The organism is Pantoea sp. B623, assembly GCF_024814475.1.
In the GTDB taxonomy this organism is placed as follows: domain Bacteria; phylum Pseudomonadota; class Gammaproteobacteria; order Enterobacterales; family Enterobacteriaceae; genus Pantoea; species Pantoea ananatis.
The window spans coordinates 23,234-45,194 of the sequence record NZ_JANUXM010000003.1 but is presented as its reverse complement, the minus strand read 5'-3'; the positions used below and the strand labels follow the sequence as shown (position 1 = coordinate 45,194).

General features: G+C 52.6%; 20 protein-coding genes and 1 pseudogene. 13 read left to right on the top strand and 8 right to left on the bottom strand.

Features of this window, described 5'->3' with window-relative positions; all coding sequences use genetic code 11:
- Positions 1 to 22 precede the first annotated feature (22 nt).
- Positions 23 to 1,669 carry a class I fumarate hydratase FumA gene (gene fumA, locus NXS97_RS00845; RefSeq protein ID WP_014598272.1) on the top strand — a complete coding sequence of 549 codons (1,647 nt, stop codon included), beginning with the start codon at positions 23 to 25 and terminating at the stop codon, positions 1,667 to 1,669.
- Positions 1,670 to 1,722: 53 nt separating this feature from the next.
- On the opposite strand, the gene NXS97_RS00840 is transcribed toward fumA, so the two are convergent.
- Together NXS97_RS00840 and NXS97_RS00835 are read right to left on the bottom strand one after the other, a co-directional pair.
- A complete protein-coding gene (locus tag NXS97_RS00840) occupies positions 1,723 to 2,376 on the bottom strand; it encodes an SDR family oxidoreductase (RefSeq protein ID WP_105091969.1) in 654 nt (217 codons plus the stop codon).
- 87 nt (positions 2,377 to 2,463) lie between these two features.
- A complete protein-coding gene (locus NXS97_RS00835; RefSeq protein ID WP_014333237.1) occupies positions 2,464 to 3,528 on the bottom strand; it encodes an SDR family oxidoreductase in 1,065 nt (354 codons plus the stop codon).
- Positions 3,529 to 3,627: 99 nt separating this feature from the next.
- Between NXS97_RS00835 and NXS97_RS00830 the strand changes: the two genes are divergently transcribed.
- Both NXS97_RS00830 and NXS97_RS00825 read left to right on the top strand, forming a co-directional pair.
- Positions 3,628 to 4,530, top strand: a complete 903-nt coding sequence (locus NXS97_RS00830; RefSeq protein ID WP_013027955.1) for a LysR family transcriptional regulator — start codon at positions 3,628 to 3,630, stop codon at positions 4,528 to 4,530.
- Positions 4,531 to 4,826: 296 nt separating this feature from the next.
- The gene (locus tag NXS97_RS00825) at positions 4,827 to 5,612 is read left to right on the top strand and encodes a CDP-diacylglycerol diphosphatase (RefSeq protein ID WP_014604678.1); all 786 of its coding nucleotides are present in this window, start codon (positions 4,827 to 4,829) and stop codon (positions 5,610 to 5,612) included.
- Between the two features lie 5 nt (positions 5,613 to 5,617).
- Here NXS97_RS00825 and NXS97_RS00820 read toward each other — a convergent pair whose 3' ends face one another.
- A complete protein-coding gene (locus NXS97_RS00820; RefSeq protein WP_246874141.1) occupies positions 5,618 to 6,007 on the bottom strand; it encodes a hypothetical protein in 390 nt (129 codons plus the stop codon).
- 646 nt (positions 6,008 to 6,653) lie between these two features.
- Between NXS97_RS00820 and NXS97_RS00815 the strand changes: the two genes are divergently transcribed.
- On the top strand, positions 6,654 to 7,856 hold the full coding sequence (locus tag NXS97_RS00815; RefSeq protein WP_014598266.1) for an MFS transporter: 1,203 nt from the start codon (positions 6,654 to 6,656) through the stop codon (positions 7,854 to 7,856).
- 362 nt (positions 7,857 to 8,218) lie between these two features.
- A complete protein-coding gene (gene proP, locus NXS97_RS00810; protein WP_013027960.1) occupies positions 8,219 to 9,694 on the top strand; it encodes a glycine betaine/L-proline transporter ProP in 1,476 nt (491 codons plus the stop codon).
- Between the two features lie 60 nt (positions 9,695 to 9,754).
- Here the strand turns inward: proP and NXS97_RS00805 are convergent, their stop codons facing one another.
- A complete protein-coding gene (locus NXS97_RS00805) occupies positions 9,755 to 10,291 on the bottom strand; it encodes a YbhB/YbcL family Raf kinase inhibitor-like protein (RefSeq protein WP_019105898.1) in 537 nt (178 codons plus the stop codon).
- A 368-nt stretch (positions 10,292 to 10,659) separates the two neighbouring features.
- Here NXS97_RS00805 and NXS97_RS00800 point away from each other — a divergent pair, with 368 nt between their 5' ends.
- Positions 10,660 to 10,833 (top strand): GhoT/OrtT family toxin, encoded by a 174-nt coding sequence (locus tag NXS97_RS00800; RefSeq protein WP_014333244.1) that lies wholly within the window; start codon positions 10,660 to 10,662, stop codon positions 10,831 to 10,833.
- Between the two features lie 326 nt (positions 10,834 to 11,159).
- Here NXS97_RS00800 and NXS97_RS00795 read toward each other — a convergent pair.
- Positions 11,160 to 11,357 (bottom strand): annotated as a pseudogene (locus NXS97_RS00795) (VasL domain-containing protein); the annotation flags it as partial.
- Between the two features lie 77 nt (positions 11,358 to 11,434).
- The gene (gene clcA, locus NXS97_RS00790; RefSeq protein ID WP_024471503.1) at positions 11,435 to 12,853 is read right to left on the bottom strand and encodes a H(+)/Cl(-) exchange transporter ClcA; all 1,419 of its coding nucleotides are present in this window, start codon (positions 12,851 to 12,853) and stop codon (positions 11,435 to 11,437) included.
- 258 nt (positions 12,854 to 13,111) lie between these two features.
- Between clcA and glsB the strand changes: the two genes are divergently transcribed.
- Positions 13,112 to 14,032 carry a glutaminase B gene (gene glsB / locus NXS97_RS00785; protein ID WP_014598235.1) on the top strand — a complete coding sequence of 307 codons (921 nt, stop codon included), beginning with the start codon at positions 13,112 to 13,114 and terminating at the stop codon, positions 14,030 to 14,032.
- Position 14,033: 1 nt separating this feature from the next.
- On the opposite strand, the gene NXS97_RS00780 is transcribed toward glsB, so the two are convergent.
- Positions 14,034 to 14,975 (bottom strand): D-2-hydroxyacid dehydrogenase, encoded by a 942-nt coding sequence (locus NXS97_RS00780; RefSeq protein ID WP_013027987.1) that lies wholly within the window; start codon positions 14,973 to 14,975, stop codon positions 14,034 to 14,036.
- A 185-nt stretch (positions 14,976 to 15,160) separates the two neighbouring features.
- Here NXS97_RS00780 and NXS97_RS00775 point away from each other — a divergent pair, with 185 nt between their 5' ends.
- Both NXS97_RS00775 and NXS97_RS00770 read left to right on the top strand, forming a co-directional pair.
- Entirely contained in the window at positions 15,161 to 15,589 is a 429-nt protein-coding gene (locus NXS97_RS00775) for a DUF2946 domain-containing protein (protein WP_024471501.1), read from the top strand.
- Positions 15,590 to 15,652: 63 nt separating this feature from the next.
- On the top strand, positions 15,653 to 17,389 hold the full coding sequence (locus NXS97_RS00770) for a DUF2534 family protein (RefSeq protein ID WP_024471500.1): 1,737 nt from the start codon (positions 15,653 to 15,655) through the stop codon (positions 17,387 to 17,389).
- Positions 17,390 to 17,448: 59 nt separating this feature from the next.
- On the opposite strand, the gene NXS97_RS00765 is transcribed toward NXS97_RS00770, so the two are convergent.
- The gene (locus NXS97_RS00765; RefSeq protein WP_014333252.1) at positions 17,449 to 17,667 is read right to left on the bottom strand and encodes a helix-turn-helix domain-containing protein; all 219 of its coding nucleotides are present in this window, start codon (positions 17,665 to 17,667) and stop codon (positions 17,449 to 17,451) included.
- A 167-nt stretch (positions 17,668 to 17,834) separates the two neighbouring features.
- Between NXS97_RS00765 and NXS97_RS00760 the strand changes: the two genes are divergently transcribed.
- From NXS97_RS00760 to crtY, 4 genes are all read left to right on the top strand, one after another.
- Complete coding sequence (locus tag NXS97_RS00760) at positions 17,835 to 18,365, top strand: YtfJ family protein (RefSeq protein WP_029569638.1); 531 nt, start codon at positions 17,835 to 17,837, stop codon at positions 18,363 to 18,365.
- Positions 18,366 to 18,608: 243 nt separating this feature from the next.
- Positions 18,609 to 19,517 carry a polyprenyl synthetase family protein gene (locus NXS97_RS00755; protein ID WP_014333254.1) on the top strand — a complete coding sequence of 303 codons (909 nt, stop codon included), beginning with the start codon at positions 18,609 to 18,611 and terminating at the stop codon, positions 19,515 to 19,517.
- A 9-nt stretch (positions 19,518 to 19,526) separates the two neighbouring features.
- Positions 19,527 to 20,822 (top strand): glycosyltransferase, encoded by a 1,296-nt coding sequence (locus NXS97_RS00750; RefSeq protein ID WP_116220131.1) that lies wholly within the window; start codon positions 19,527 to 19,529, stop codon positions 20,820 to 20,822.
- On the top strand, positions 20,806 to 21,954 hold the full coding sequence (gene crtY, locus NXS97_RS00745; protein ID WP_105088750.1) for a lycopene beta-cyclase CrtY: 1,149 nt from the start codon (positions 20,806 to 20,808) through the stop codon (positions 21,952 to 21,954). Before NXS97_RS00750 ends, crtY begins: the two co-directional genes overlap by 17 nt.
- Positions 21,955 to 21,961 lie beyond the last annotated feature (7 nt).

Sequence of the window (21,961 nt, the reverse complement as noted above, 5' to 3'; positions counted from 1 at the left end):
GCACGTCATTAAGTGAGATACTATGTCGAACAAACCTTTTTTTTATCAGAACCCCTTTCCTCTTGCCCACGAGGACACCGAATACTATTTGCTTAGCCCCGACCACGTTTCCGTGGCTGAGTTTGACGGCCAGTCCATATTAAAAGTGGACCCACAGGCATTGACGCTGCTGGCCCAGCAGGCCTTTCATGATGCGTCTTTTATGTTGCGCCCGGCCCACCAGCAGCAGGTTGCGTCAATTCTGGCTGACCCTGAAGCCAGCGATAACGATAAATACGTCGCACTGCAGTTCTTACGAAACTCCGAGATCGCCGCTAAAGGTGTCTTGCCAACCTGCCAGGACACCGGCACCGCCATCATCATGGGCAAAAAAGGCCAGCGAGTGTGGACCGGTGGCGGTGACGAAGCCGCGCTGTCGCAAGGTATCTACAATACCTATATTGAAGATAACCTGCGTTACTCCCAAAATGCCGCGCTGGATATGTATAAAGAAGTGAACACCGGCACCAATCTTCCGGCGCAGATTGACCTCTACAGCGTGGACGGTGATGAATACAAATTCCTTTGCATCGCCAAAGGCGGCGGTTCCGCCAATAAAACCTATTTGTATCAGGAAACCAAAGCACTGCTCAGCCCCGGCAAGCTGAAAAATTATCTGGTCGATAAAATGCGTACGCTGGGTACTGCGGCTTGTCCTCCCTACCATATCGCCTTTGTCATTGGCGGCACCTCTGCCGAAAGTACGCTGAAAACCGTCAAGCTGGCATCGACTCACTACTATGATGGTTTACCTACAGAAGGTAACGAGCATGGTCAGGCGTTCCGTGATGTTCAGCTTGAGCAGGAGTTACTGGAAGCGGCGCAGCAGCTTGGGCTGGGAGCACAGTTCGGCGGCAAATATTTTGCACATGATATCCGCGTAGTGCGTTTGCCTCGCCACGGCGCATCCTGCCCGGTTGGCATGGGGGTTTCGTGCTCCGCTGACCGCAATATCAAAGCTAAAATCAACCGCGAGGGTATCTGGATTGAAAAACTGGAAGCCAATCCTGGGCGTTATATCCCTGAGGCACTGCGCAAGCAAGGTGAAGGCGAAGTGGTCCACATCGACCTGAATCGCCCGATGAATGACATCCTTGCCCAGCTTTCGGAATACCCGGTTTCGACACGTTTGTCCCTGACCGGGACCATCATCGTTGCGCGTGACATTGCCCATGCCAAACTAAAAGAACGCATTGATAACGGCGAAGGCTTGCCGCAGTACATTAAAGATCACCCTGTCTATTATGCGGGTCCGGCCAAAACACCGGAGGGTTACGCATCTGGCTCTCTGGGCCCGACGACGGCAGGCCGCATGGATTCGTATGTCGATCTTTTGCAGGCGAATGGCGGCAGCAAAGTCATGCTGGCAAAAGGTAACCGTAGCCAGCAGGTCACCGATGCCTGCCACAAGCACGGCGGTTTTTACTTAGGCAGCATTGGTGGTCCGGCTGCCGTTCTGGCGCAGCAGAGCATCAAGAGTCTGGAGTGCGTGGAGTATGCCGAACTGGGGATGGAAGCTATCTGGAAAATAGAGGTCGAAAATTTCCCGGCCTTTATCCTGGTGGATGACAAAGGAAATGACTTCTTCCAGCATATCGAACGTGAGCACTGCTCGCGCTGTGTGAAATAAACACGCGGCGGAAAACATGAAAAAACGGCCCCGTTACAGGGGCCGTTTTTTTATCATCGTTGCAGACGGAACATGGCGTCGCTTATGCTTTCGTCGCCTTCGGTCAGCTCAATAATTTTGCGCGAAATTTGCGGTGTTTCGACCAGAGCCACCAGCGTGGCGGCCACATCCTCACGCGGGACCGACCCGTAAGGAATCGCAAAATCTGCACGTACGGTGCCGCGGCCCGCCACATTGGTTAGCGTACCGGGACGAAGAATTACCCAGTCGAGTTGGCTTTCGACCAGGCGAACATCAGCCAGCCGCTTCACGCGCATGTAATTTTCGAAACCTTCAGATGTCTTTTCGCCACGTGCGGCATCCGGGAAGACTGAAACCAGCAAAAACCGCTTCACACCGGCCTTTTCGGCTGCGGCAACCGCCAGGGATGACCCCTCGCCGTCAATGGCGTTGGTCAGCTCAATACCCGCGCCTCCCGCCCCAGCGCTAAAAATCACCACATCGTGGCCGGCCATTTTCTGCGCCAGTTGATCCACGGTCAGCTTCTGGAGATCCCCCGCCACGGGAACCGCTCCGGCGGATTTAAGTGCTTCGGCCTGCTCAGATTTACGATGCAGTGCAGAAACCGCATGTTGCTTAGCGCTGAGCTGTTTCGTCAGATGAGAGCCAACGTTGCCCGCCGCGCCAATAATAAAACATGTCGTCATCGTCCTGCTCCTTTGAAAAAGTCAGATATCAGTATAGACAATAAGCGCAGCGGTAATGAGCGCCCGTCGGGGCGCTCCAGGACATGATTAAGGAATGATTTTCTCATGCTTCAGCTTATCGAAAAGCTGAGTGAAGGAATCCAGAGTGCTCCGGTAACCGGTAAAGCCCGCCTTGCGACTTTTACTCATGTCGGTGAAGGCTTCCATGGGTCGCCCCAGATCCGCGTCGGTGTGCCACCATGAGGCCAGACGCGTGATATCCTGTTCACGCAGGTTTTCACGCTGAGCAAGCGCCTGCCATACGCTGGCCGCCTCCTGCATGCGCCCGTCAAGCGGCATCATTTTCGCCGGATAAGCGGCAGCCTCAAGACCAAAATACGCCGCCAGTTTTGGCCACATCCAGTTCCAGCGGAAAACGTCACCGTTTACCGCGTTGAAGTCCTGATTTGCCGCGGCCGGGCTGGTCGCCGCCCACTCAAGTTGCTCAGCCAGAAGACCGGCGTCGGTCATATCCACCACGCCATTCCATTGCTCGGGTGAGCCTGGGAAGATAAACGGCCAGCCTTTTTCTTTACATAAGGTGGCGTAAACGGCCAGAGTCTGCCCCATGTTCATGGCATTTCCGAGCGCATAGCCAATGATGGTATGCGGACGGTGGACGCTCCAGCGATAGCCATATTTTTCGGCGCCAGCGAAGACTTCATCCTCCTGGGCATAATAGAAGTTGTCTACCGGCTGACGACCCTGCTCTTCGCGGAAAGGCGTGACCGGCACAGCGCCTTTGCCGTAAGCTTCAAATGGCCCCAGATAGTGCTTAAGGCCTGTCACCAGCGCCACATGTGCGCCCTGGAGGCGTTCGCCAAGCGCTTCAATAACGTTGCGGATCATGCCGCCATTGACGCGGATATTCTCTTTTTCACTGTCCTGGCGCGCCCAGACGCTGAAGAACACTGCATCAGGTTTGACCGCTTTCAATGCCGTTTTTACCGCTTCAGGATCGGTTAAATCTGCGGTGAGGTTGCTGCAGCCCTCAGGTACCGCGCTGCGGCCCCGTGACAACCCGCTGACCTGCCAGCCTTCGTTATTTAGCCTTTCTGCTAACGCTCGACCAATCACACCACTGATTCCAACAATCAAAGCCTGCTTTTGCATGTTAATTCTCCTCTTTTTGCGTAATGCTAAGCGTAATAGAGAATTTCATTCCTATTTTGGGTAATAATTCACATCATTATCAACCTGAGTTCATCAATCATGCACGATCAGCGTCTTAAAGACATTGTTCCTTTTGTGGCCAGTGTAGAAAGCGGGAGTTTTACCGCTGCGGCTGCCCGTTTACATGTCACGGGTTCTGCCATCAGTAAAAGCGTTAGCCGACTGGAGATGCGACTGGGCTCGCGCCTGCTCGAACGCACAACGCGAAAACTGCAACTGACGGATGCGGGCAGCGCCTATTACCAAACCTGCTTACGCATCATGGAAGAGCTGGCCGAAGCAGAAGCCGTCCTGGCTGCGCAACGGATTATTCCTTCCGGCCGTCTGAGACTGGCCGTGCCGCATACTTATGGTCGGCTGAACGTGATGCCGTTGCTGATTCCGTTTTGTCAGCAGCATCCCGAGCTTGAATTGAGAATGAGTTTTTCAGATCGCTTCATCGATCTGTTTGATGAAGGCATTGACGTTGCGGTCAGAATTGGCGGCTCAGATGATTTACCCGCATCAATGGGCTGCCGTCATATTGGTCGTGAACGCATGGTGTTTTGTGCCTCGCCAGCGTGGCTGGAACGCGAAGGAAGGCCGCAAAATGAACAGGCACTCATGCAGCATCGGGCCATTCTGTATGAACGGGCCGATAACACGCCAAAACCCTGGTTATTTAGTGGTAAAGACGGTCATTCGTACTGGCGGGACGTTCCCTTTCGCATGGCGCTGGCTGATGTGGATGCACAACTACAGGCAGTAATTGCCGGATTAGGCGTTGCACAAATGCCCTCGTGGCTGGTACAGAACGCCGTTGACAGTGGTGAACTGGAAATCTTACTGCCGCAGCAGCAACCCGAGGGGCTGCCACTCAGTGTGATTTGGCCCCGGCGTAAGCAGCTCCTGCCCAAAGTGGATGTTTTATTAACCACGCTAACGCAGTTAACCATTCGTTGATTGCGAGAGAATTTAATCGCTTTTTCGCAGGGTGAGTAATGGAATATGGCGGATAATATAACGTCATTATAACGTTTATACCTGTGCTGCCAGAATCGGATGGGCAGGTTAGGTCATAATATTTCAGTACTTTCTGGTCAACCCAATGGTGTTTATAACGGAGTGGCGCTAACGTAGAGGCATTCCAATCCGCTCAGACGTAAGGACAAAGGCGATATGGCAGCAAGGGCGGTGAGCGTTAAAAAAATCAAAGGTTGTGAAACGTTGCCGGTACCTGACAGTGAACGGCTGCGTTTATGCTAAGTCTGCTCTTTCGCCTGATGGTACTGACTATAATGGCACTCACGCTGGCGGGATGCGCACGCTCAGATGCATTATGGGCGGTAACGGACAACGTTTGCATGGTGAATTATCACTACACTGGCCACCCGTCACCCTGTCAGCAAATCTATATTCCAGAGGGCAAACGGCAGGGTTTTAGCATTATTCAAAACCCTCGTTATCCCTATCATTTCATTCTGGTTCCCACGATTCCGGTATCCGGTATTGAAAGCCCGTGGCTATTCATGCCTGGCCGTCCAGATTATTTCGGCTACGCCTGGCTGATGCGTTATCAGTTGATGTCTCAATACGGCAGGCCTGTGCCGGAGGACATGCTGGGCATGGCAATCAACTCGGCCTGGGGCCGCAGTCAGAATCAGCTACATATCCACCTCACCTGCCTGCGAGAAGATGTTTACAGGCAGTTAAGGGCTGAACGTCCCTATATTCAGGATGCGTGGCATCCCCTGCCCGATAAGCTCTTAACGCATACTTATTACGCTCGCCGTGTCCTTCAACCTACAGCGATGGGCATTTACCCTATCGCGTCCGTTGCTCACTACTTTCGCCTGACGCCGCCTATGCTGGCTGAATATGGCGTGGCGTTAGTGCCGACAACGTTCTCGGGTGAAAAAGGGTTCATCCTGCTGGCAACCCGTCGCGGCTGGGATAAAGGCAATCGCGCCTCCGTTGAGTCTTTACTGGATAAGCGATGTGACATTCTGGGTTCGGGATCCGCAAAACCCTTACGTTTCAGATAATTAACTCACTTATGTAAAATGCGCTGAACCCACGCCCTCAACGCCTGATGTCTCCGAGGGTGATGAAAATTGTGTTCAGCCCCTTGCACCGTCGCCAGTACCGCTTTGTGGCGGTGTGCAAAGGTGACAACCGCACTGAAATCGGCAATCTGGTCCTGGCTTCCATCCATAATATTCAGGGGCAAGTTTTCTCCCGAAACCCGGTGCTGCTGAAGATACGCAAGATAATCGGCTCGAAAAACCGTGCCGTCAGAAGCAATGATGACCTTCTCGCGATTGAGCCGGTTTTCATCAACATCAGCCTTGACCATCATTTTTCTGATGAGACTGTCGAGATTGATAACAGGCCAAAGAAATAATGCCTGACTTATTTTTATTTTCTGAGCTGCAATCATGCTAAAACTGGCACCAATGCTGCAGGCAAATAGTGCCGTTGCACTGAATCGTTTCTGAGCATAAGCAAGCGTGATTTTAATGTCATCAACGGCTTATGTTACATGGTATTCAGACTCTACATGACGCCTTTCACCATGAGCAGGAAGATCGAAACTCAGTATGCTATATCCCGCTTTTACAGCCTCAGATGCCAGAATCTCAATGCATTGATCTTCTTTAATGGGAAAAATAGCCATGTACGGCAAGGATAAGCTTACCGCCTGCCCGATTACCCCAGTGAACGCAGGAATGCCCTGCACATGGCTTCGTGTGTTTAACATAGGGCTTCGCCTTCTTCAGCCTCTCACGTCCTCTGAGTCTAACCGGGCTCACAGCAGAAAATTTTGATTCTGGAACGCCTTAAATGGGACAGTTGTCGACGCCGCCAGAGAAGGTGGACGACAGTGTACCCCTGCATGGATACCTCTCACCACAGAACGGCCTTCAGACCCCACCGCCGCTAGACCAGATTACATAAAAAGTGAATTTTTTCATTTTGTAACTTTAACGTTATGTTACTTGGTATTTTTGCTGCCATGATTCATTGCGTTACTTATTGAAATGTGTTGGTCACCCAAACCTTACTATTGCTACAGGGAAAATCACATGTCACAACGGTCACTTCAGGCACTGTGTCTGATGAGTTTTTTTCTGGCCGACGTCAGAGACGGTCTGGGACCATTTTTAGGCATTTTTCTGACAGAACGCCACTGGAGCCCGGATGAAATAGGCCTGGTCATGACCTCAGGCGGCATTGCAGGGCTCCTCTCAACGTTGCCCGCAGGCGTGGTGGCGGATGCAACGCGCTATAAACGTCTTGTCATCCTGACAGGATGCATCGTGATTACCGTTGCGACCTTATTACTCTGGTACAGCAACCAGTCCTGGACGGCGATCATTTCACAGATCGTTGCCGGTATTGCTGCCGCCTTTATTGGCCCGACCGTAGCAGGGATAACGCTGGGCCTGACGGGGCAAAAAGGGTTCAACCACCAGATGGGGCGGAACGAGGCTTACAACCATGCCGGAAACACTCTGGCGGCTGTACTGGCAGGATTCGCTGCCTGGAAATGGGGGCTCGGCGCCGTTTTCATTTTAATGATGATAATGGCCGTCTTTGCCGCCATCGCGACGTTGGCGATACGTGGAGAGGATATCAATCATGAGGTTGCGCGCGGATTAGAAGACAATCAGTCTCAAAAGCCGACGCTGAGCCTGTGGATCCTGGCGCGCAAACCCGCACTGCTGGTAACCGGTCTGACTTTACTGCTGTTTCATCTGGCCAACGCCGCACTGTTGCCCATGCTGAGTATGCGCGTTGCCTCATCAACCGGGCCAGATGCGGTCGATCCCGGTTTGTATGCTGCGGCAACGGTTGTTATTTCTCAGCTGGTGATGATCCCTGTCGCGATTTACGTTTCACGCCGTGTGGATAAAATTGGCTATCGCTATTTGATCATGACGGCCCTGTTAATGATGCCGCTTCGGGCGCTTATTGCGGCAGAATTTCCAGAGACGCTATTCGTTATTCCAGTCCAGGTGCTTGATGGCATTGCGGCAGGAATACTGGGCGTTGCCGTGCCGGGCTACATTGTCTCCCTGCTGCGCGGCAGCGGGCACGTTAATGCGGGTCAGAGTGTGGTGATGCTAATGCAAGGCGTAGGTGCCTCCATGAGCCCGGCGATGACGGGGCTGATTGTGGCTCGCTATTCCTACAGTATTGCCTTTAGCGCATTGGGTTGTATCGCCCTGGTGGCCTTACTGCTGTGGTGGAGTACCGGACGAACGCCGGCGGCTGAACCGGCATAATTAAGGGTAATCTGCCAGCAATCTCACGCTGGCGGATTCTGGTTTGCCCCTGAATACCGCATGCAATAGGCGAATCCGCCATCCTGAATGCCGTTTAAAAGGGACTCAGGCACCATCATATGTGCCAGAATGTAAACAAAGGTAAAAAATGATTTATGCCTATCTCACTTATTAATCACTCTTTTTTCCTGATTACTTGCAAAAAATTACATTCATGTACTATGTTTTCTCGCTGCGGTTAAGAACGCTCTATCATTAATGTCACTGGCCTCTTATAGCTTTCTCTTCCTTTATTTCCGTTAACCTCGCTGACTGGCTGCGAAAGCTATAGGTCGTCTTCATTTAAGTAGTTTGAGGAAAATATGGATACAAACCGTTCATCGTCACCCAGGCCTAAAAAACATTTCTGGAATAAAAAGCAAAAAAAACTCACGGTTGATGACATAACCGTTATCGATAATGACATGTTAAAACGCGCTGTCGGTGCCGCCGCATTAGGTAATGCCATGGAGTGGTTTGACTTTGGCGTCTACAGCTACCTGGCTGTTATCATTGGTAAGGTCTTTTTCCCCGATGCCAATACGGCAATTCAGTTGATCGCGACCTTTGGTACCTTTGCAGCGGCGTTTTTAGTCCGCCCACTGGGCGGTCTGGTATTCGGTCCGCTGGGTGACCGAATCGGACGTCAGAAAGTGCTGGCCATCACCATGATCATGATGTCGATAGGCACATTTTGCATCGGCATCATTCCATCCTATGCCTCAATCGGCATCATGGCACCCATCCTGCTGCTGGTGGCCCGACTCGTTCAGGGATTCTCTACCGGTGGCGAATATGGCGGTGCAGCAACCTTCATCGCAGAGTATTCGACAGATAAACGTCGTGGTTTTATGGGAAGCTTCCTGGAGTTCGGTACATTAGGCGGCTACCTGCTGGGTGCCTGTCTGGTGACCGTAATGACGAGCTTTATCTCATCAGAAGCCATGATGTCCTGGGGCTGGCGCGTGCCCTTCTTTATTGCCGCGCCCCTTGGCTTGTTCGGCCTGTATGTGCGTTTGAAACTCGAGGAAACACCGGCTTTTAAACAACATATGCAGAAGCAGGAGGAGCTGGAGCAGAGTAAACCGCGCCTGACGCTCTTCAAGATGTTAAGTAAGCACCGCGTGCCCATGATGAAGTGTATCGGGCTGGTCTTATTGTTTAACGTTTCCAACTACATGCTGACCTCGTATATGCCCAGCTATCTTACCGGCGTACTGGGTTTACCTGAGCTCAGCGGGCTGCTGCTGGTAATGATCGTGATGTTTGTCATGATGCCGTTAACGCTGATGTGGGGCCGCTGGACCGATCGAATTGGTCGTCGCCCGGTGATTGGCTTCGGTGCAGTGGGCCTGATCCTGCTCGCTATCCCCAGCTTTATGTTGATCGGTTCACATAATATGTGGGCAGTCTTTGCCGGCCTGCTCATACTGGGTATTCTGCACACCTGCTTCAGTGGCACCATGCCCTCAACGCTACCCGCGCTTTTTGCCACTGATATTCGTTACAGTGCACTGGCGATCGGCTTCAATCTTTCGGTTTCACTGTTTGGCGGCACCACGCCTTTACTTACCGCATGGCTGGTTGATACCACGCAAAATACCATGATGCCGGCGTACTACATGATGGTTGCAGGGGTGGTGGGATTACTGACGATTCTGACGGTACGTGAAACGGCCCGTAAGCCCTTAACCGGCTCTTCTCCTGCTGTCGCAAGCGAAGCCGAAGCCCAAAGCCTGATTAATAAAATGGACAGAAAGGCTGAATCCGATCGACCCGCGCCAGCTGACGCGAAATAATCCGCCGTTTTCATCCAAAACACCCTGTCCGCAGGGTGTTTTTTTATGTGTACATTCAGTCTAGTCATTACCAAACCGGGCCACCGAGCTGGCCGCACCCAGGGCATGTCCTTTGAGTTTCTTCATCAGCTCGTCATGAGTCAAACCCGGTTCAAGCGCAGAGGGTGCAAGATCCGTGGCAATCAGCACGAAGTTATAGTGGTGAATGCCTGAACCGACAGGCGGACAGGGGCCGTAGTAATGGGCGGTGCCCGGTGAGTTTTTCCCACCCGTGTAACCTTTCCCCGTTGTCAGTTCACCCTGAGCAAAAGCACTGCGTTCAGAAGCAATGTTGTAAGCCACCATATGACTCACCCCGAGACCTTTAGCCCCCACGGGATCGGTCATCAGTAAGGCAAAGCTTTTGGTACCGGCCGGACTCTCTGACCAGTTAAGTTCGGGTGATACGTTTTCGCCGGTACAGGCCGCATTACTTTTATTCGCACCGGCAAATTTTTTATCTAACAAGCCATTATCGCTGAAGTCTTTCGACTGCAGGGTTAAAGCCAATGCAGCAGGACATAAAAAGATTAACAACAGATAAGGAAATTTTTTCACCTGATACTCCTGTGTTATCGAGAGGTTATCCTGGGACGAGAGCGAAATTCATCCAATCCACAGTGAAACAGTATATGTCTCAAAACCCGACAGAGAAGTGAGACAGGAGCCCACAGAAGAGAGGAGAAGAGAAATAAAAACGGCAGTTCGCCAGGGGCGACAGGCCTTAAGGATCGGCCTGTGAAGGGGAATAAGGCTTATTTTACTGTCATCTTTCAGGGTGAAATCGCCAGTATTTAGCGCCAGATTGCCGGTAGCAAACCGGTCTGACGCCTTTTTTTTATTTACACAAAAGGCCTGATACTTGATCTGAATCACAAAAATCCGCATGATCTGCATCAAACATTTAAACAGGTATTGAGGCAAAAATGACACTTTATCAACACATGCTGGTCTTCTATGGCATTGTTGCCTCGGTAGCGGCACTCATCACCTTCTTTATCGCCAAAGACAAGCTCAGCATCAAACTGTTGAGTGCTTTTCTGGTTGGTGCAACATGGCCTATGAGTTTTCCGGTAGCATTAATGTTCGCGCTATTTTGAAATTTCTCTCCTGTAGGTCAGATACATCGCTACCTGCTGGGCGGTCTTCACACTTCAATAAGACACCTTCACCAGACAATTTTGCATAACCTTCCCTTGGCGCAACCGCTGCCCTGTACTGTTCTGCAAAACCCGCTTTTTCTTGCAAGCGATGGCTGCAATCATCGCCACAGCGTGCCGTTCCGATAGACGCCTTTTGTCATACACCGCACTCACTGACTTGCTGACGTCGCAAGATACCTGTTTTGGCAGCGCGCGATCGCCCGCTACCGAAAGGGAAAATCGTAGGGTAACAGACTGAACCTCGTGAAGTTTTTACCCCACCTTTATTGTGAACCCTGGTGTGTTATTTCAGCATAACGGGCCGTCAGTTGCTTCAGGTGCATTTCCAGTTGAGACCGGGCAGCGGCAGGTAAAGGTTCGCCCGCAGGATGTTGTGACAATGCCCGCAGTTGCTCTTCAACCGGTATGGATTGGTTAAAGGACTGCATAGTGGAAAAAACCACTGATTTCAGCTCGCTGACCCGTTTCAAGAATGATTGCCGTCCGACCTCAGGCCAGATTCCCGGCGTTAATATCTGCGCAATTTCGCCCTGCTCACTCAGGCCCGATCGTGCGTTGCATTGGCCTCCGCCTCACTTTGTTGCTGCTTTGCCAGAGTCCGGGCGAGAAGCGTTGAATACAACGGCGTTCCGCCGAAATATTGCGCGGACAGGGTAGCCCCAAGACAGGTAATAATCATTGGCAGAATAAGCTGATAATTATTCGTCATCTCCAGCACCAGAATAATGCCGGTCAAGGGTGCGCGTACCGAGGCCGCAAATAACGCCCCCATGCCCGCAACGGCAAAGGTTGCCGCTTCAAGATGATACGCCGGAAACATCGCAACACAGAGTTGACCGACGCTGATGCCGAGTAATGTGCCGAGCGTCAGCATCGGCGCGAAAATACCGCCTGGCGCCCCGGATGCGAAACACAGCAAGGTGGTCAGCGCGCGAAGAAAAAACAGGGAGAGTAAAGCGGCGGAGGTATATGTACCGGCTGAAAAGTCGGGAATTAACGTAATACCGCCAGTGACGGCCTGAGGCAGTACCAGCCCCAGCAGACCGCATAATCCGCCCAACACTGCACCGCCCAGCACCCAACGCGAGGTTTGGCCCTTGTGAAGAGTCTGAAACAGATCCTGCAGCGTGAATATCAGACGATTAAAGGCCACACCGCAGCCACCAAATAGAATCCCTAACAGCAAATATAACCACAGGGTTTGTATCGGCGCATCTTTCAGTTGCCCGATGTTAATGATGGGTTCGTTACCGTTCAGCGCGCGAAAAACAATGCTTGAGGTAATGACCCCAACAAACACGGCTTTGATAGAAATAAGGCTAAAGCGAAACTGCAGGCGCATTTCTTCAATGATGAACAGAATGCCTGCCAGCGGGGCATTAAAGGCGGCGGCCAGGCCTGAAGCAGCACCGGTAGCCAGAATAGTATGACGGGATTCAGAAGACCGCATGCGGAAGATATCCAGACACATGCGTCCAATGTTACCGCCAATCTGAACTGTCGGCCCTTCTCGCCCAAGCACCATGCCCGAGCCCAGCGCGCCCAGCCCCCCAACGAACTTCACCGGTAAAACTCGCCACCAGCGTACGGGCCTTAACTCCTCCAGCGCACCTTCTATTTCAGGAATGCCCGATCCACCCGCTTCAGGCGCAAATCGCCTGACAAGAAAATAGCCTGACGCTGCCAGCCCTGCGGAAAAAATAAAGGCAAACAAGCCCATTAACAAGGCATTGTTTTCAAACTGGCTCAGCCAGTGGAGGCGGGAATGTATGACCCAGCTTACCGCTCTGTCGAATGCCACCGCCGTCAGGCCTGTTAATACGCCCACCAGCGCGGCGAGCAGTAATAAGGCAACCGGCGTTTTATCTCGCCGAATAAGATATTGTAACAACCGTAGCCGACGGGGGCGAAAAAGACCGGGTCGGTTTGAGACAAAAGCGCGCATGCCTGACCTCAAAATTAGCGTGCTGAACAGCACCAACAATGCAAATTAAATCCAGAGGTTATCGCATCCCCGCCATAATTCCTCGCTTTTATTTATCTCCGAATTTTACTAAATCAGCAACCTGCTGCTGCATAAGGGATGATGTGGGGTAATCATCATGCCTGATAAAATTTCAGGCCTCGTCTGGCAATTTTATCTGCAAGCCATTGATTTGCAGCCTGAGGACGCTCATCATCCTGCGCCATCAACGATCTTTCTGGAGACGCGTGTGTGACCACTCTCAGTAATTCACTGCTTGAAGCCGTTCTTGAGCAGGTCCGTCCGTTAGTTCATCAGGGCAAAGTCGCTAATTACATTCCGGCGCTGGCTGACGTCGCGGCCGACCATCTGGGTATAGCGGTCTGTTTACGTGATGGCACAGTTTTTCAGGCAGGCGATGCTGAAACACGTTTTTCGATCCAGTCCATTTCGAAAGTGCTCTCTCTCACCGTCGCGCTGACGCGTTATGAGGATGCGGAGATATGGCGGCGAGTGGGTAAAGAACCCTCCGGTCAGCCTTTTAATTCGCTGGTTCAGCTTGAACTGGAGCAGGGAAAACCCCGTAATCCCTTTATTAACGCCGGGGCGCTGGTGATCTGCGATTTGCTTGAAACCCGGCTGACAGCACCGCGTCAGCGTATGCTGGAAATAATCCGTCAGCTCAGTCAGCAATCGGATATTCAGTACGATCGTCACGTCGCCCGTTCTGAATACGAACACTCTGCCCGCAACGCGGCTATCGCCTGGCTGATGAAGTCATTTGGTAATTTTGACAACGACGTCACCAGCGTTATGCAGACTTATTTTCACTACTGCTCATTGTCCATGAACTGTATTGAACTGGCTCGCAGTTTTATTTATCTGGCTAATCAGGGAAAAACCCTGGATGGCGCGTCCCTGATTTCGTCCCGCCAGGCGCGGCAGATCAATGCGCTAATGATTACCAGCGGTATGTACGACGGGGCTGGCGAATTTGCCTGGCGGGTGGGCATGCCCGCCAAATCCGGGGTTGGCGGCGGTATCATTGCCGTCATTCCCGGTGAAATGAGCATCGCGGTCTGGTCACCCGGATTGGATAGCGCGGGCAATTCGTTAGCCGGCACCGCCGCGCTGGAGTGCCTGACTGACAAACTCGGCCGTTCGATATTCTGATTCAGCTCACGACATTCACGGGCCGGTTTTGCTCAAATCCCGCCAGGTTCACCATGAGTCCCTGAAGCAGATTGTGCATGCCGCTGTTACTCGCCCAGGCAATGTGCGGTGTCAGGAGAAGATTGGGGATATCGGGCTGGAGTAGAGGGTGATCCCGCGCAGGGGGTTCACTGCTGAGAACGTCCAGCGCTGCACCGGCAAGGGTGCCATTCCGCAGGGCATCTGCCAGTTGCGCCTCGTGAATTAGGCCGCCCCGCGCGGTGTTAATCAGCAACGCCTGGGGTTTCATCTTTTCCAGCGTCTCGCGATCGATAAGATGACGGGTTTGCTCGCTGAGAGGGCAGTGCAGTGAAATGATATCGCTGGAGGCCAGCATCGCATCAAAGCTGACATAGCCGTCACGGATCCTGCTGCTGTCTTTGCGTTCGGCATAAAGCACACGCATTCCCAAGGCCTGTGCCAGCCTGCCGACTGCGCTGCCGATGTCGCCCTTTCCAACAATACCCAGCGTTGCGCCAGCAATATCCTGAATCGGCGCCCGGTGCAGGCAAAAATGAGAGGATTCAGGCCAGGAGTGACGCGTGCTGTTGGCGTATTCCACGATCTGGCGCCGCAAGGCAAAAATAAAGGCTATCACGCCTTCCGAAACACTTTGCGTTGAGTAACCCGGAATGTTGCTCACCACAATGCCACGCTCTTTGCAGGCTGCAATATCAATGCAGTCATAGCCCGTTGCCGTGACACAGATGTATCGCAGGTCGGGGAGCTGTGCCAGCGTCGCCGCACGTAAGGGCACCTTGTTGGTGATGGCAATGGTCGCCCCCTTTAGCGCTGTAACGATCTCGTCTTCGGCCGTGTCCGTTCGAAATTGCCAGTCACTACACCAGGCGGGCTGAGTCGGTGGCACGGGTAATGTGTCGCCATCGAGTGTTACGATTTTCATTAGATCTCCTTTATTACGATATCACCAACAAATAATGTTATTTAAATGTACGGCATGAGTAACGATAAAGTTAACTTCAAAGCCAATTTGAGTGAATGTGTTCAAAAGGTGCGACTTTCGATGGCTTAAATGTCATTTTTTTTAACCCTTTTATCTCCGTCGCGTTACACTGCCGCCCTGAAATTGTGAATAACTATCCTGTTCTGATGATGAAATCCACCCGCTGTAAACAACAACGACTGAGCGCCTGTATTGCGATACTGGCTGTACTGCTGTTGTTTATTGCACCTGTGGTATCAAAAAATCTTGCTGAACGCCATGATGCGATGACGATGTCAGGCATGAGTGCGGATATGCCGATGATGGATCATCACAGCGATATGGCGATGACCGATCACAGTATGATGAACGACGGCCTCGCCTGCGGTTATTGCGATCTGCTGGTGCATGTTCCGTTAATGTTGTGGGTATTTATTCCCTTCATCTGGTTGATCTGCCTGACCTGTCGCGCTCCTCCGCCCCGGCACATTGCGCGCCTGGCGTTACCGCGCCTGAACGGTATTTATCGACCCCGCGCACCACCGTTGCCCCGGTTGTTTATTTCCTCGATGTGATCTTTTCTTCTTACGCCATGGCGCAGGAGGAAAAGCCCGGTATTCTGAAAATATGGAATCGCTATGACTTTTTCACGGGAAAACAATCTTCCTCAACGCGGGGCGATGTTGAATGTTCTTCGTCGTTTACATTTTTATATTGGCCTGTTTATTGCGCCCTTTATTTTTGTTGCGGCATTAACCGGCACGCTGTATGTCATCACGCCGCAGTTAGAGAACCTGATTTATAAAGATGCTCTCACCACCAACGCCCAGGGCACTGCAAAGCCGCTTTCCGATCAAATTAGTGCGGCCAGGCGTTATGCCGGTAATGCCCGGATTTATGCCGTAAGGCCCGCTCCGGGCGAACACGACACGACGCGTGTGCAGTTTTCAGAGCCGCAGTCAGGCCCTTCAGAATCGCGTTCTGTTTTTATCGACCCTTATACGCTCGCTGTAAAAGGGGACATGACGGTTTATGGTACCAGCGGCGTATTACCTCTTCGCATGTGGCTCGATCAGGTTCATCGCGGTCTGCTGCTGGGCGATGTTGGCCGTAATTACAGCGAACTGGCGGCGTCATGGTTATGGGTTGCGGCACTGGGTGGTATTCTGCTGTGGCTGGGTACGCGTCCGCGGCGCAAAGTCAGACAGCCGCGTTCTGGCTTTTTATTAACGCGTTCCTGGCATATTACGCTCGGCTTAGTCCTGTCCCTTGGTCTGGTCTTTTTCTCGGTAACGGGATTAACCTGGTCACAGTGGGCAGGCAGTAATATTGATAAAATGCGCAGCGATTTTGGCTGGTTGACGCCTCAGGTCAGAACAGCGCTAAATGGCGATGCACCGGTGGTGGCTGCCGATCCTCATGCCGAACATCATGCCACGATGGACGGTATGGCAATGGGCGGCACACTGACCGGCATGCCGGGTCATAAGACCGACAAACCCGTTATCCTTAATCAGCCTGATGCTGACTGGGACAGGGTTGAGGCGGCCGCACGTAGCGCAGGTATCAAGGCGGCAAAAATTGAATTACGCCAGCCGAAAAGTGCCGGTCAGGCATGGACAGTGAGTGAGATCGATCGCCGCTGGCCAAGTCAGGTCGATTCGGTTTCCGTTAATCCTGATGACTTCAGCATTGTCGATCACGTGGAGTTTGCCCATTTTCCGCTGGTCGCGAAGCTGACACGCTGGGGCGTAGATGCACATATGGGCGTGCTGTTTGGCCTACCGAACCAACTCATCCTGGCGCTGTTTGGTACGGGGTTATGTGCGATGATCGTTCTGGGTTATCGCATGTGGTGGATTCGCCGCCCGGCATTACCGCAGGCCAATCCCGCGCAAACGCTGCTGGCAGCATGGCAGGTCTTACCGCGCTATCAGCAGGGGGCCAGCCTGATCCTGGCTCTCGCATTCGGTTATGCGCTGCCGTTGATGGGCGTGAGTTTACTGGCCTTCTTACTGCTTGATATCCAGCGCTGGCGGAAAGCACAGCGTGCTTCACGTCAGGAGGTTGTCACGCCGCTGGATAAGCAGTCTCCATTGGCGATTGTTCAATCCCGATTTGCCGTTAAGCGTAAAGAGATGCGTTATTTCCTGCGCAGCGTGGTCATTCTGGCAATTATTGTGGGAACCGTTATGGCACGCGCCATGGTGAGTGGCGTAATTGAGCAATACAATATTCCGTTCAGCGACTGGACGATAATGATGTATATCACTCAGGCCATGATGATTCTGCTTTATACCACCGTATTTACCGGCTTAATGTCGATTCCACTCTGGTATTTTTTCCTGGGTGAAAGTGACGAGCAGGGCAAGTAATAAAAATGCCCGCATTATGCGGGCGTTTGATGAATCAGAATGCATGCTAAGCCGGGTCTTTAATCATGATGGATATCGTGAACGCGTTGCAAGGCGTGTTTTAACTGGCTGACATCCTCTTTTAACCAGTGCCGTTGCGTCAGAGGCAGATGATCCAGTCCTTCGGGAAGCGGCACACCCTCTAACGCCCCCTCATTACAAAGCGCCCTGACCAGGGTTGCCTGCGAAACCCCTAGATAGGCTGCCATTTCAGATAATGTCATACGATCTGAGTGCATTTTTCACCTCCTGATCTTCACTTGCTGATGCATTTTTGTTCAGGCCTCCCCCGGCTATATTGATCTCAAACAGGTTTGGGCATAAAACAGTTGAAAGTGAATAAAGTTGCTAAGCTGGTAACTCAGATCCTAAAAACAGGGATAAGACTGTGCAACGTTATGGATTGATGGCGCTTTTGCTCGTTTCCTGCTGGGCCAGCGCGCATGACATCGTCATCGGGCAGCCCCTTCCGTCGGTTTTTATTGCGGATAAAGGTGAGATGCGGCTGGATAGCGGCAAGGTTAACTATCAAAAATGGAACAGCCTGTCTCTTCCGGGTCGGACACGTTTAGTTATTCATGTTGCAGGACGATTGTCGGCCAAAGAGCAATCCGCCCCGCTTATTGCGGCCCTGCAGCGCGCCAACCTGCCACAAGACCGGTTCCAGACCACAACCATCGTGAATACAGATGATACTTTGCCTGGCAGCAGTCTGTTTGTGATTAACAGTATCCGCTCCAGTAAAAAAGCCTCACCATGGCAACAATTTATTATCGACAGTAGCGGCGTGGCACAACATCGCTGGCAGCTTAAGCCAGAAGGTGCCGCTGTCATCGTGCTGGACCCTGATGGTCAGGTAAAGTTTGCGAAAGACACGGCGCTCAGTGCGGATGATGTTTCTCAGGTCATTGCAACATTACGTGCGCTGACAGGCTGACCCCTGGCAACCCGGTAAAGGTACCGCACGGTCTGCCAATCCGACGGAGGTTTATGAATTTTCCACCTTTTCCACAAGCTCAACTAGTATTAACGATGTGGATTTAGCAAAAAAAACCTGTAACCCTAAATGTAAAATAACGGGTAAGCCTGCCAACCATGTTATGGCAGATTAAGCGTCTTTTTGAAGGGCACCGCATCTTTCGCGTTGCCGTAAATGTATCCGTTTATAAGGACAGCCCGAATGACGGTCTGCGCAAAAAAACACGTTCATCTCACTCGCGATGCTGCGGAGCAGTTACTGGCTGATATTGATCGACGCCTTGATCAGTTATTGCCCGTGGAGGGAGAACGGGATGTTGTGGGTGCCGCGATGCGTGAAGGTGCGCTGGCACCGGGAAAACGTATTCGCCCCATGTTGCTGTTGCTGACCGCCCGCGATCTGGGTTGCGCTGTCAGCCATGACGGATTACTGGATTTGGCCTGTGCGGTGGAAATGGTCCACGCGGCTTCGCTGATCCTTGACGATATGCCCTGCATGGACGATGCGAAGCTGCGGCGCGGACGCCCTACCATTCATTCTCATTACGGAGAGCATGTGGCAATACTGGCGGCGGTTGCCTTGCTGAGTAAAGCCTTTGGCGTAATTGCCGATGCAGATGGCCTCACGCCGCTGGCAAAAAATCGGGCGGTTTCTGAACTGTCAAACGCCATCGGCATGCAAGGATTGGTTCAGGGTCAGTTCAAGGACCTGTCTGAAGGGGATAAGCCGCGCAGCGCTGAAGCTATTCTGATGACGAATCACTTTAAAACCAGCACGCTGTTTTGTGCCTCCATGCAGATGGCCTCGATTGTTGCGAATGCCTCCAGCGAAGCGCGTGATTGCCTGCATCGTTTTTCACTTGATCTTGGTCAGGCATTTCAACTACTGGACGATTTGACCGATGGCATGACCGACACCGGTAAGGATAGCAATCAGGACGCCGGTAAATCGACGCTGGTCAATCTGTTAGGCCCGAGGGCGGTTGAAGAACGTCTGAGACAACATCTTCATCTTGCCAGTGAGCATCTCTCTGCGGCCTGCCAACACGGGCACGCCACTCAACATTTTATTCAGGCCTGGTTTGACAAAAAACTCGCTGCCGTCAGTTAAGGATGCTGCATGAGCCATTTCGCGGCGATCGCACCGCCTTTTTACAGCCATGTTCGCGCATTACAGAATCTCGCTCAGGAACTGGTCGCGCGCGGTCATCGGGTGACCTTTATTCAGCAATACGATATTAAACACTTGATCGATAGCGAAACCATTGGATTTCATGCCGTCGGGACAGACAGCCATCCCCCCGGCGCGTTAACGCGCGTGCTAAACCTGGCGGCTCATCCTCTGGGGCCGTCAATGCTGAAGCTCATCAATGAAATGGCGCGCACCACCGATATGCTGTGCCGCGAACTCCCCCAGGCATTTAACGATCTGGCGATAGATGGCGTCATTGTTGATCAAATGGAACCGGCAGGCGCGCTCGTTGCTGAAGCACTGGGACTGCCGTTTATCTCCGTAGCCTGCGCGCTGCCTCTCAATCGTGAACCGGATATGCCCCTGGCGGTTATGCCTTTCGAATACGGGACCAGCGACGCGGCTCGCGAACGTTATGCCGCCAGTGAAAAAATTTATGACTGGCTAATGCGTCGTCATGACCGTGTCATTGCCGAACACAGCCACAGAATGGGCTTAGCCCCCCGGCAAAAGCTTCACCAGTGTTTTTCGCCACTGGCGCAAATCAGCCAGCTTGTTCCTGAACTGGATTTTCCCCGCAAAGCGTTACCGGCTTGTTTTCATGCCGTCGGGCCTCTGCGCGAAACGTACGCACCATCAACGTCTTCATCCCGTTATTTTACATCCTCAGAAAAACCCCGGATTTTCGCCTCGCTGGGCACGCTTCAGGGACACCGTTATGGGCTGTTTAAAACGATAGTGAAAGCCTGTGAAGAAATTGACGGTCAGCTCCTGTTAGCCCACTGTGGTCGTCTTACGGACTCTCAGAGTGAAGAACTGGCGCGAAGCCGTCATACACAGGTGGTGGATTTTGCCGATCAGTCAGCCGCGCTGTCACAGGCGCAGCTGGCGATCACCCACGGCGGCATGAATACGGTACTGGACGCGATTAATTACCGGACGCCCCTTTTAGCGCTTCCACTGGCCTTTGATCAGCCCGGCGTCGCGTCGCGCATCGTTTATCACGGCATCGGCAAGCGTGCTTCCCGCTTTACCACCAGCCATGCTTTGGCTCGTCAGATGCGTTCATTGCTGACCAACGTCGACTTTCAGCAGCGCATGGCGAAGATCCAGACCGCCCTTCGTTTGGCAGGGGGCACCATGGCCGCTGCCGATATCATTGAGCAGGTTATGCGCACCGGTCAGCCTGTCTTAAGTGGGAGCGGCTATGCAACCGCATTATGATCTGATTCTCGTGGGGGCTGGACTCGCGAATGGCCTTATCGCCCTGCGTCTTCAGCAACAGCAACCTGATATGCGTATTTTGCTTATCGACGCCGCACCCCAGGCGGGCGGGAATCATACGTGGTCATTTCACCACGATGATTTGACTGAGAGCCAACATCGCTGGATAGCTCCGCTGGTGGTTCATCACTGGCCCGACTATCAGGTGCGCTTTCCCACACGCCGTCGTAAGCTGAACAGCGGCTACTTCTGTATTACTTCTCAGCGTTTCGCTGAGGTTTTACAGCGACAGTTTGGCCCGCACTTGTGGATGGATACCGCGGTCGCAGAGGTTAATGCGGAATCTGTTCGGTTGAAAAAGGGTCAGGTTATCGGTGCACGCGCGGTGATTGACGGGCGGGGTTATGCGGCAAACTCAGCACTGAGCGTGGGCTTCCAGGCGTTTATTGGCCAGGAATGGCGATTGAGCCAACCGCATGGTTTATCGTCTCCCATTATCATGGATGCCACGGTCGATCAGCAAAATGGTTATCGCTTCGTGTACAGCCTGCCGCTCTCGCCGACCAGATTGTTAATTGAAGACACGCACTATATCGATAATGCGACATTAGATCCTGAACGCGCGCGGCAAAATATTTGCGACTATGCCGCGCAACAGGGTTGGCAGCTTCAGACATTGCTGCGTGAAGAACAGGGCGCCTTACCCATCACCCTGTCGGGCAATGCCGAGGCATTCTGGCAGCAGCGCCCCCTGGCCTGTAGTGGATTACGTGCCGGTCTGTTCCATCCTACCACCGGCTATTCACTGCCGCTGGCGGTTGACGTGGCCGACCGCCTGAGCGCACTTGATGTCTTTACATCGGCCTCAATTCACCAGGCCATTACGCATTTTGCCCGCGAGCGCTGGCAGCAGCAGCGCTTTTTCCGCATGCTGAATCGCATGCTGTTTTTAGCCGGGCCCGCCGATTCACGCTGGCGAGTTATGCAGCGTTTTTATGGTTTACCTGAAGATTTAATTGCCCGTTTTTATGCGGGAAAACTCACGCTGACCGATCGGCTACGTATTCTGAGCGGCAAGCCGCCTGTTCCGGTATTAGCAGCATTGCAAGCCATTATGACGACTCATCGTTAAAGAGCGA

Coding starts and splice junctions, on each gene's coding strand:
- NXS97_RS00780 (WP_013027987.1), bottom strand. CDS start 14,975: ATGAAAATCGTAACACTCGATGGCGACACATTACCCGTGCCACCGACT.
- NXS97_RS00820 (WP_246874141.1), bottom strand. CDS start 6,007: ATGATTGCAGCTCAGAAAATAAAAATAAGTCAGGCATTATTTCTTTGG.
- NXS97_RS00825 (WP_014604678.1), top strand. CDS start 4,827: ATGCTAAGTCTGCTCTTTCGCCTGATGGTACTGACTATAATGGCACTC.
- NXS97_RS00750 (WP_116220131.1), top strand. CDS start 19,527: ATGAGCCATTTCGCGGCGATCGCACCGCCTTTTTACAGCCATGTTCGC.
- fumA (WP_014598272.1), top strand. CDS start 23: ATGTCGAACAAACCTTTTTTTTATCAGAACCCCTTTCCTCTTGCCCAC.
- proP (WP_013027960.1), top strand. CDS start 8,219: ATGGATACAAACCGTTCATCGTCACCCAGGCCTAAAAAACATTTCTGG.
- NXS97_RS00770 (WP_024471500.1), top strand. CDS start 15,653: ATGACTTTTTCACGGGAAAACAATCTTCCTCAACGCGGGGCGATGTTG.
- crtY (WP_105088750.1), top strand. CDS start 20,806: ATGCAACCGCATTATGATCTGATTCTCGTGGGGGCTGGACTCGCGAAT.
- NXS97_RS00755 (WP_014333254.1), top strand. CDS start 18,609: ATGACGGTCTGCGCAAAAAAACACGTTCATCTCACTCGCGATGCTGCG.
- NXS97_RS00830 (WP_013027955.1), top strand. CDS start 3,628: ATGCACGATCAGCGTCTTAAAGACATTGTTCCTTTTGTGGCCAGTGTA.
- NXS97_RS00815 (WP_014598266.1), top strand. CDS start 6,654: ATGTCACAACGGTCACTTCAGGCACTGTGTCTGATGAGTTTTTTTCTG.
- NXS97_RS00835 (WP_014333237.1), bottom strand. CDS start 3,528: ATGCAAAAGCAGGCTTTGATTGTTGGAATCAGTGGTGTGATTGGTCGA.
- NXS97_RS00760 (WP_029569638.1), top strand. CDS start 17,835: ATGGCGCTTTTGCTCGTTTCCTGCTGGGCCAGCGCGCATGACATCGTC.
- NXS97_RS00840 (WP_105091969.1), bottom strand. CDS start 2,376: ATGACGACATGTTTTATTATTGGCGCGGCGGGCAACGTTGGCTCTCAT.
- NXS97_RS00800 (WP_014333244.1), top strand. CDS start 10,660: ATGACACTTTATCAACACATGCTGGTCTTCTATGGCATTGTTGCCTCG.
- NXS97_RS00765 (WP_014333252.1), bottom strand. CDS start 17,667: ATGCACTCAGATCGTATGACATTATCTGAAATGGCAGCCTATCTAGGG.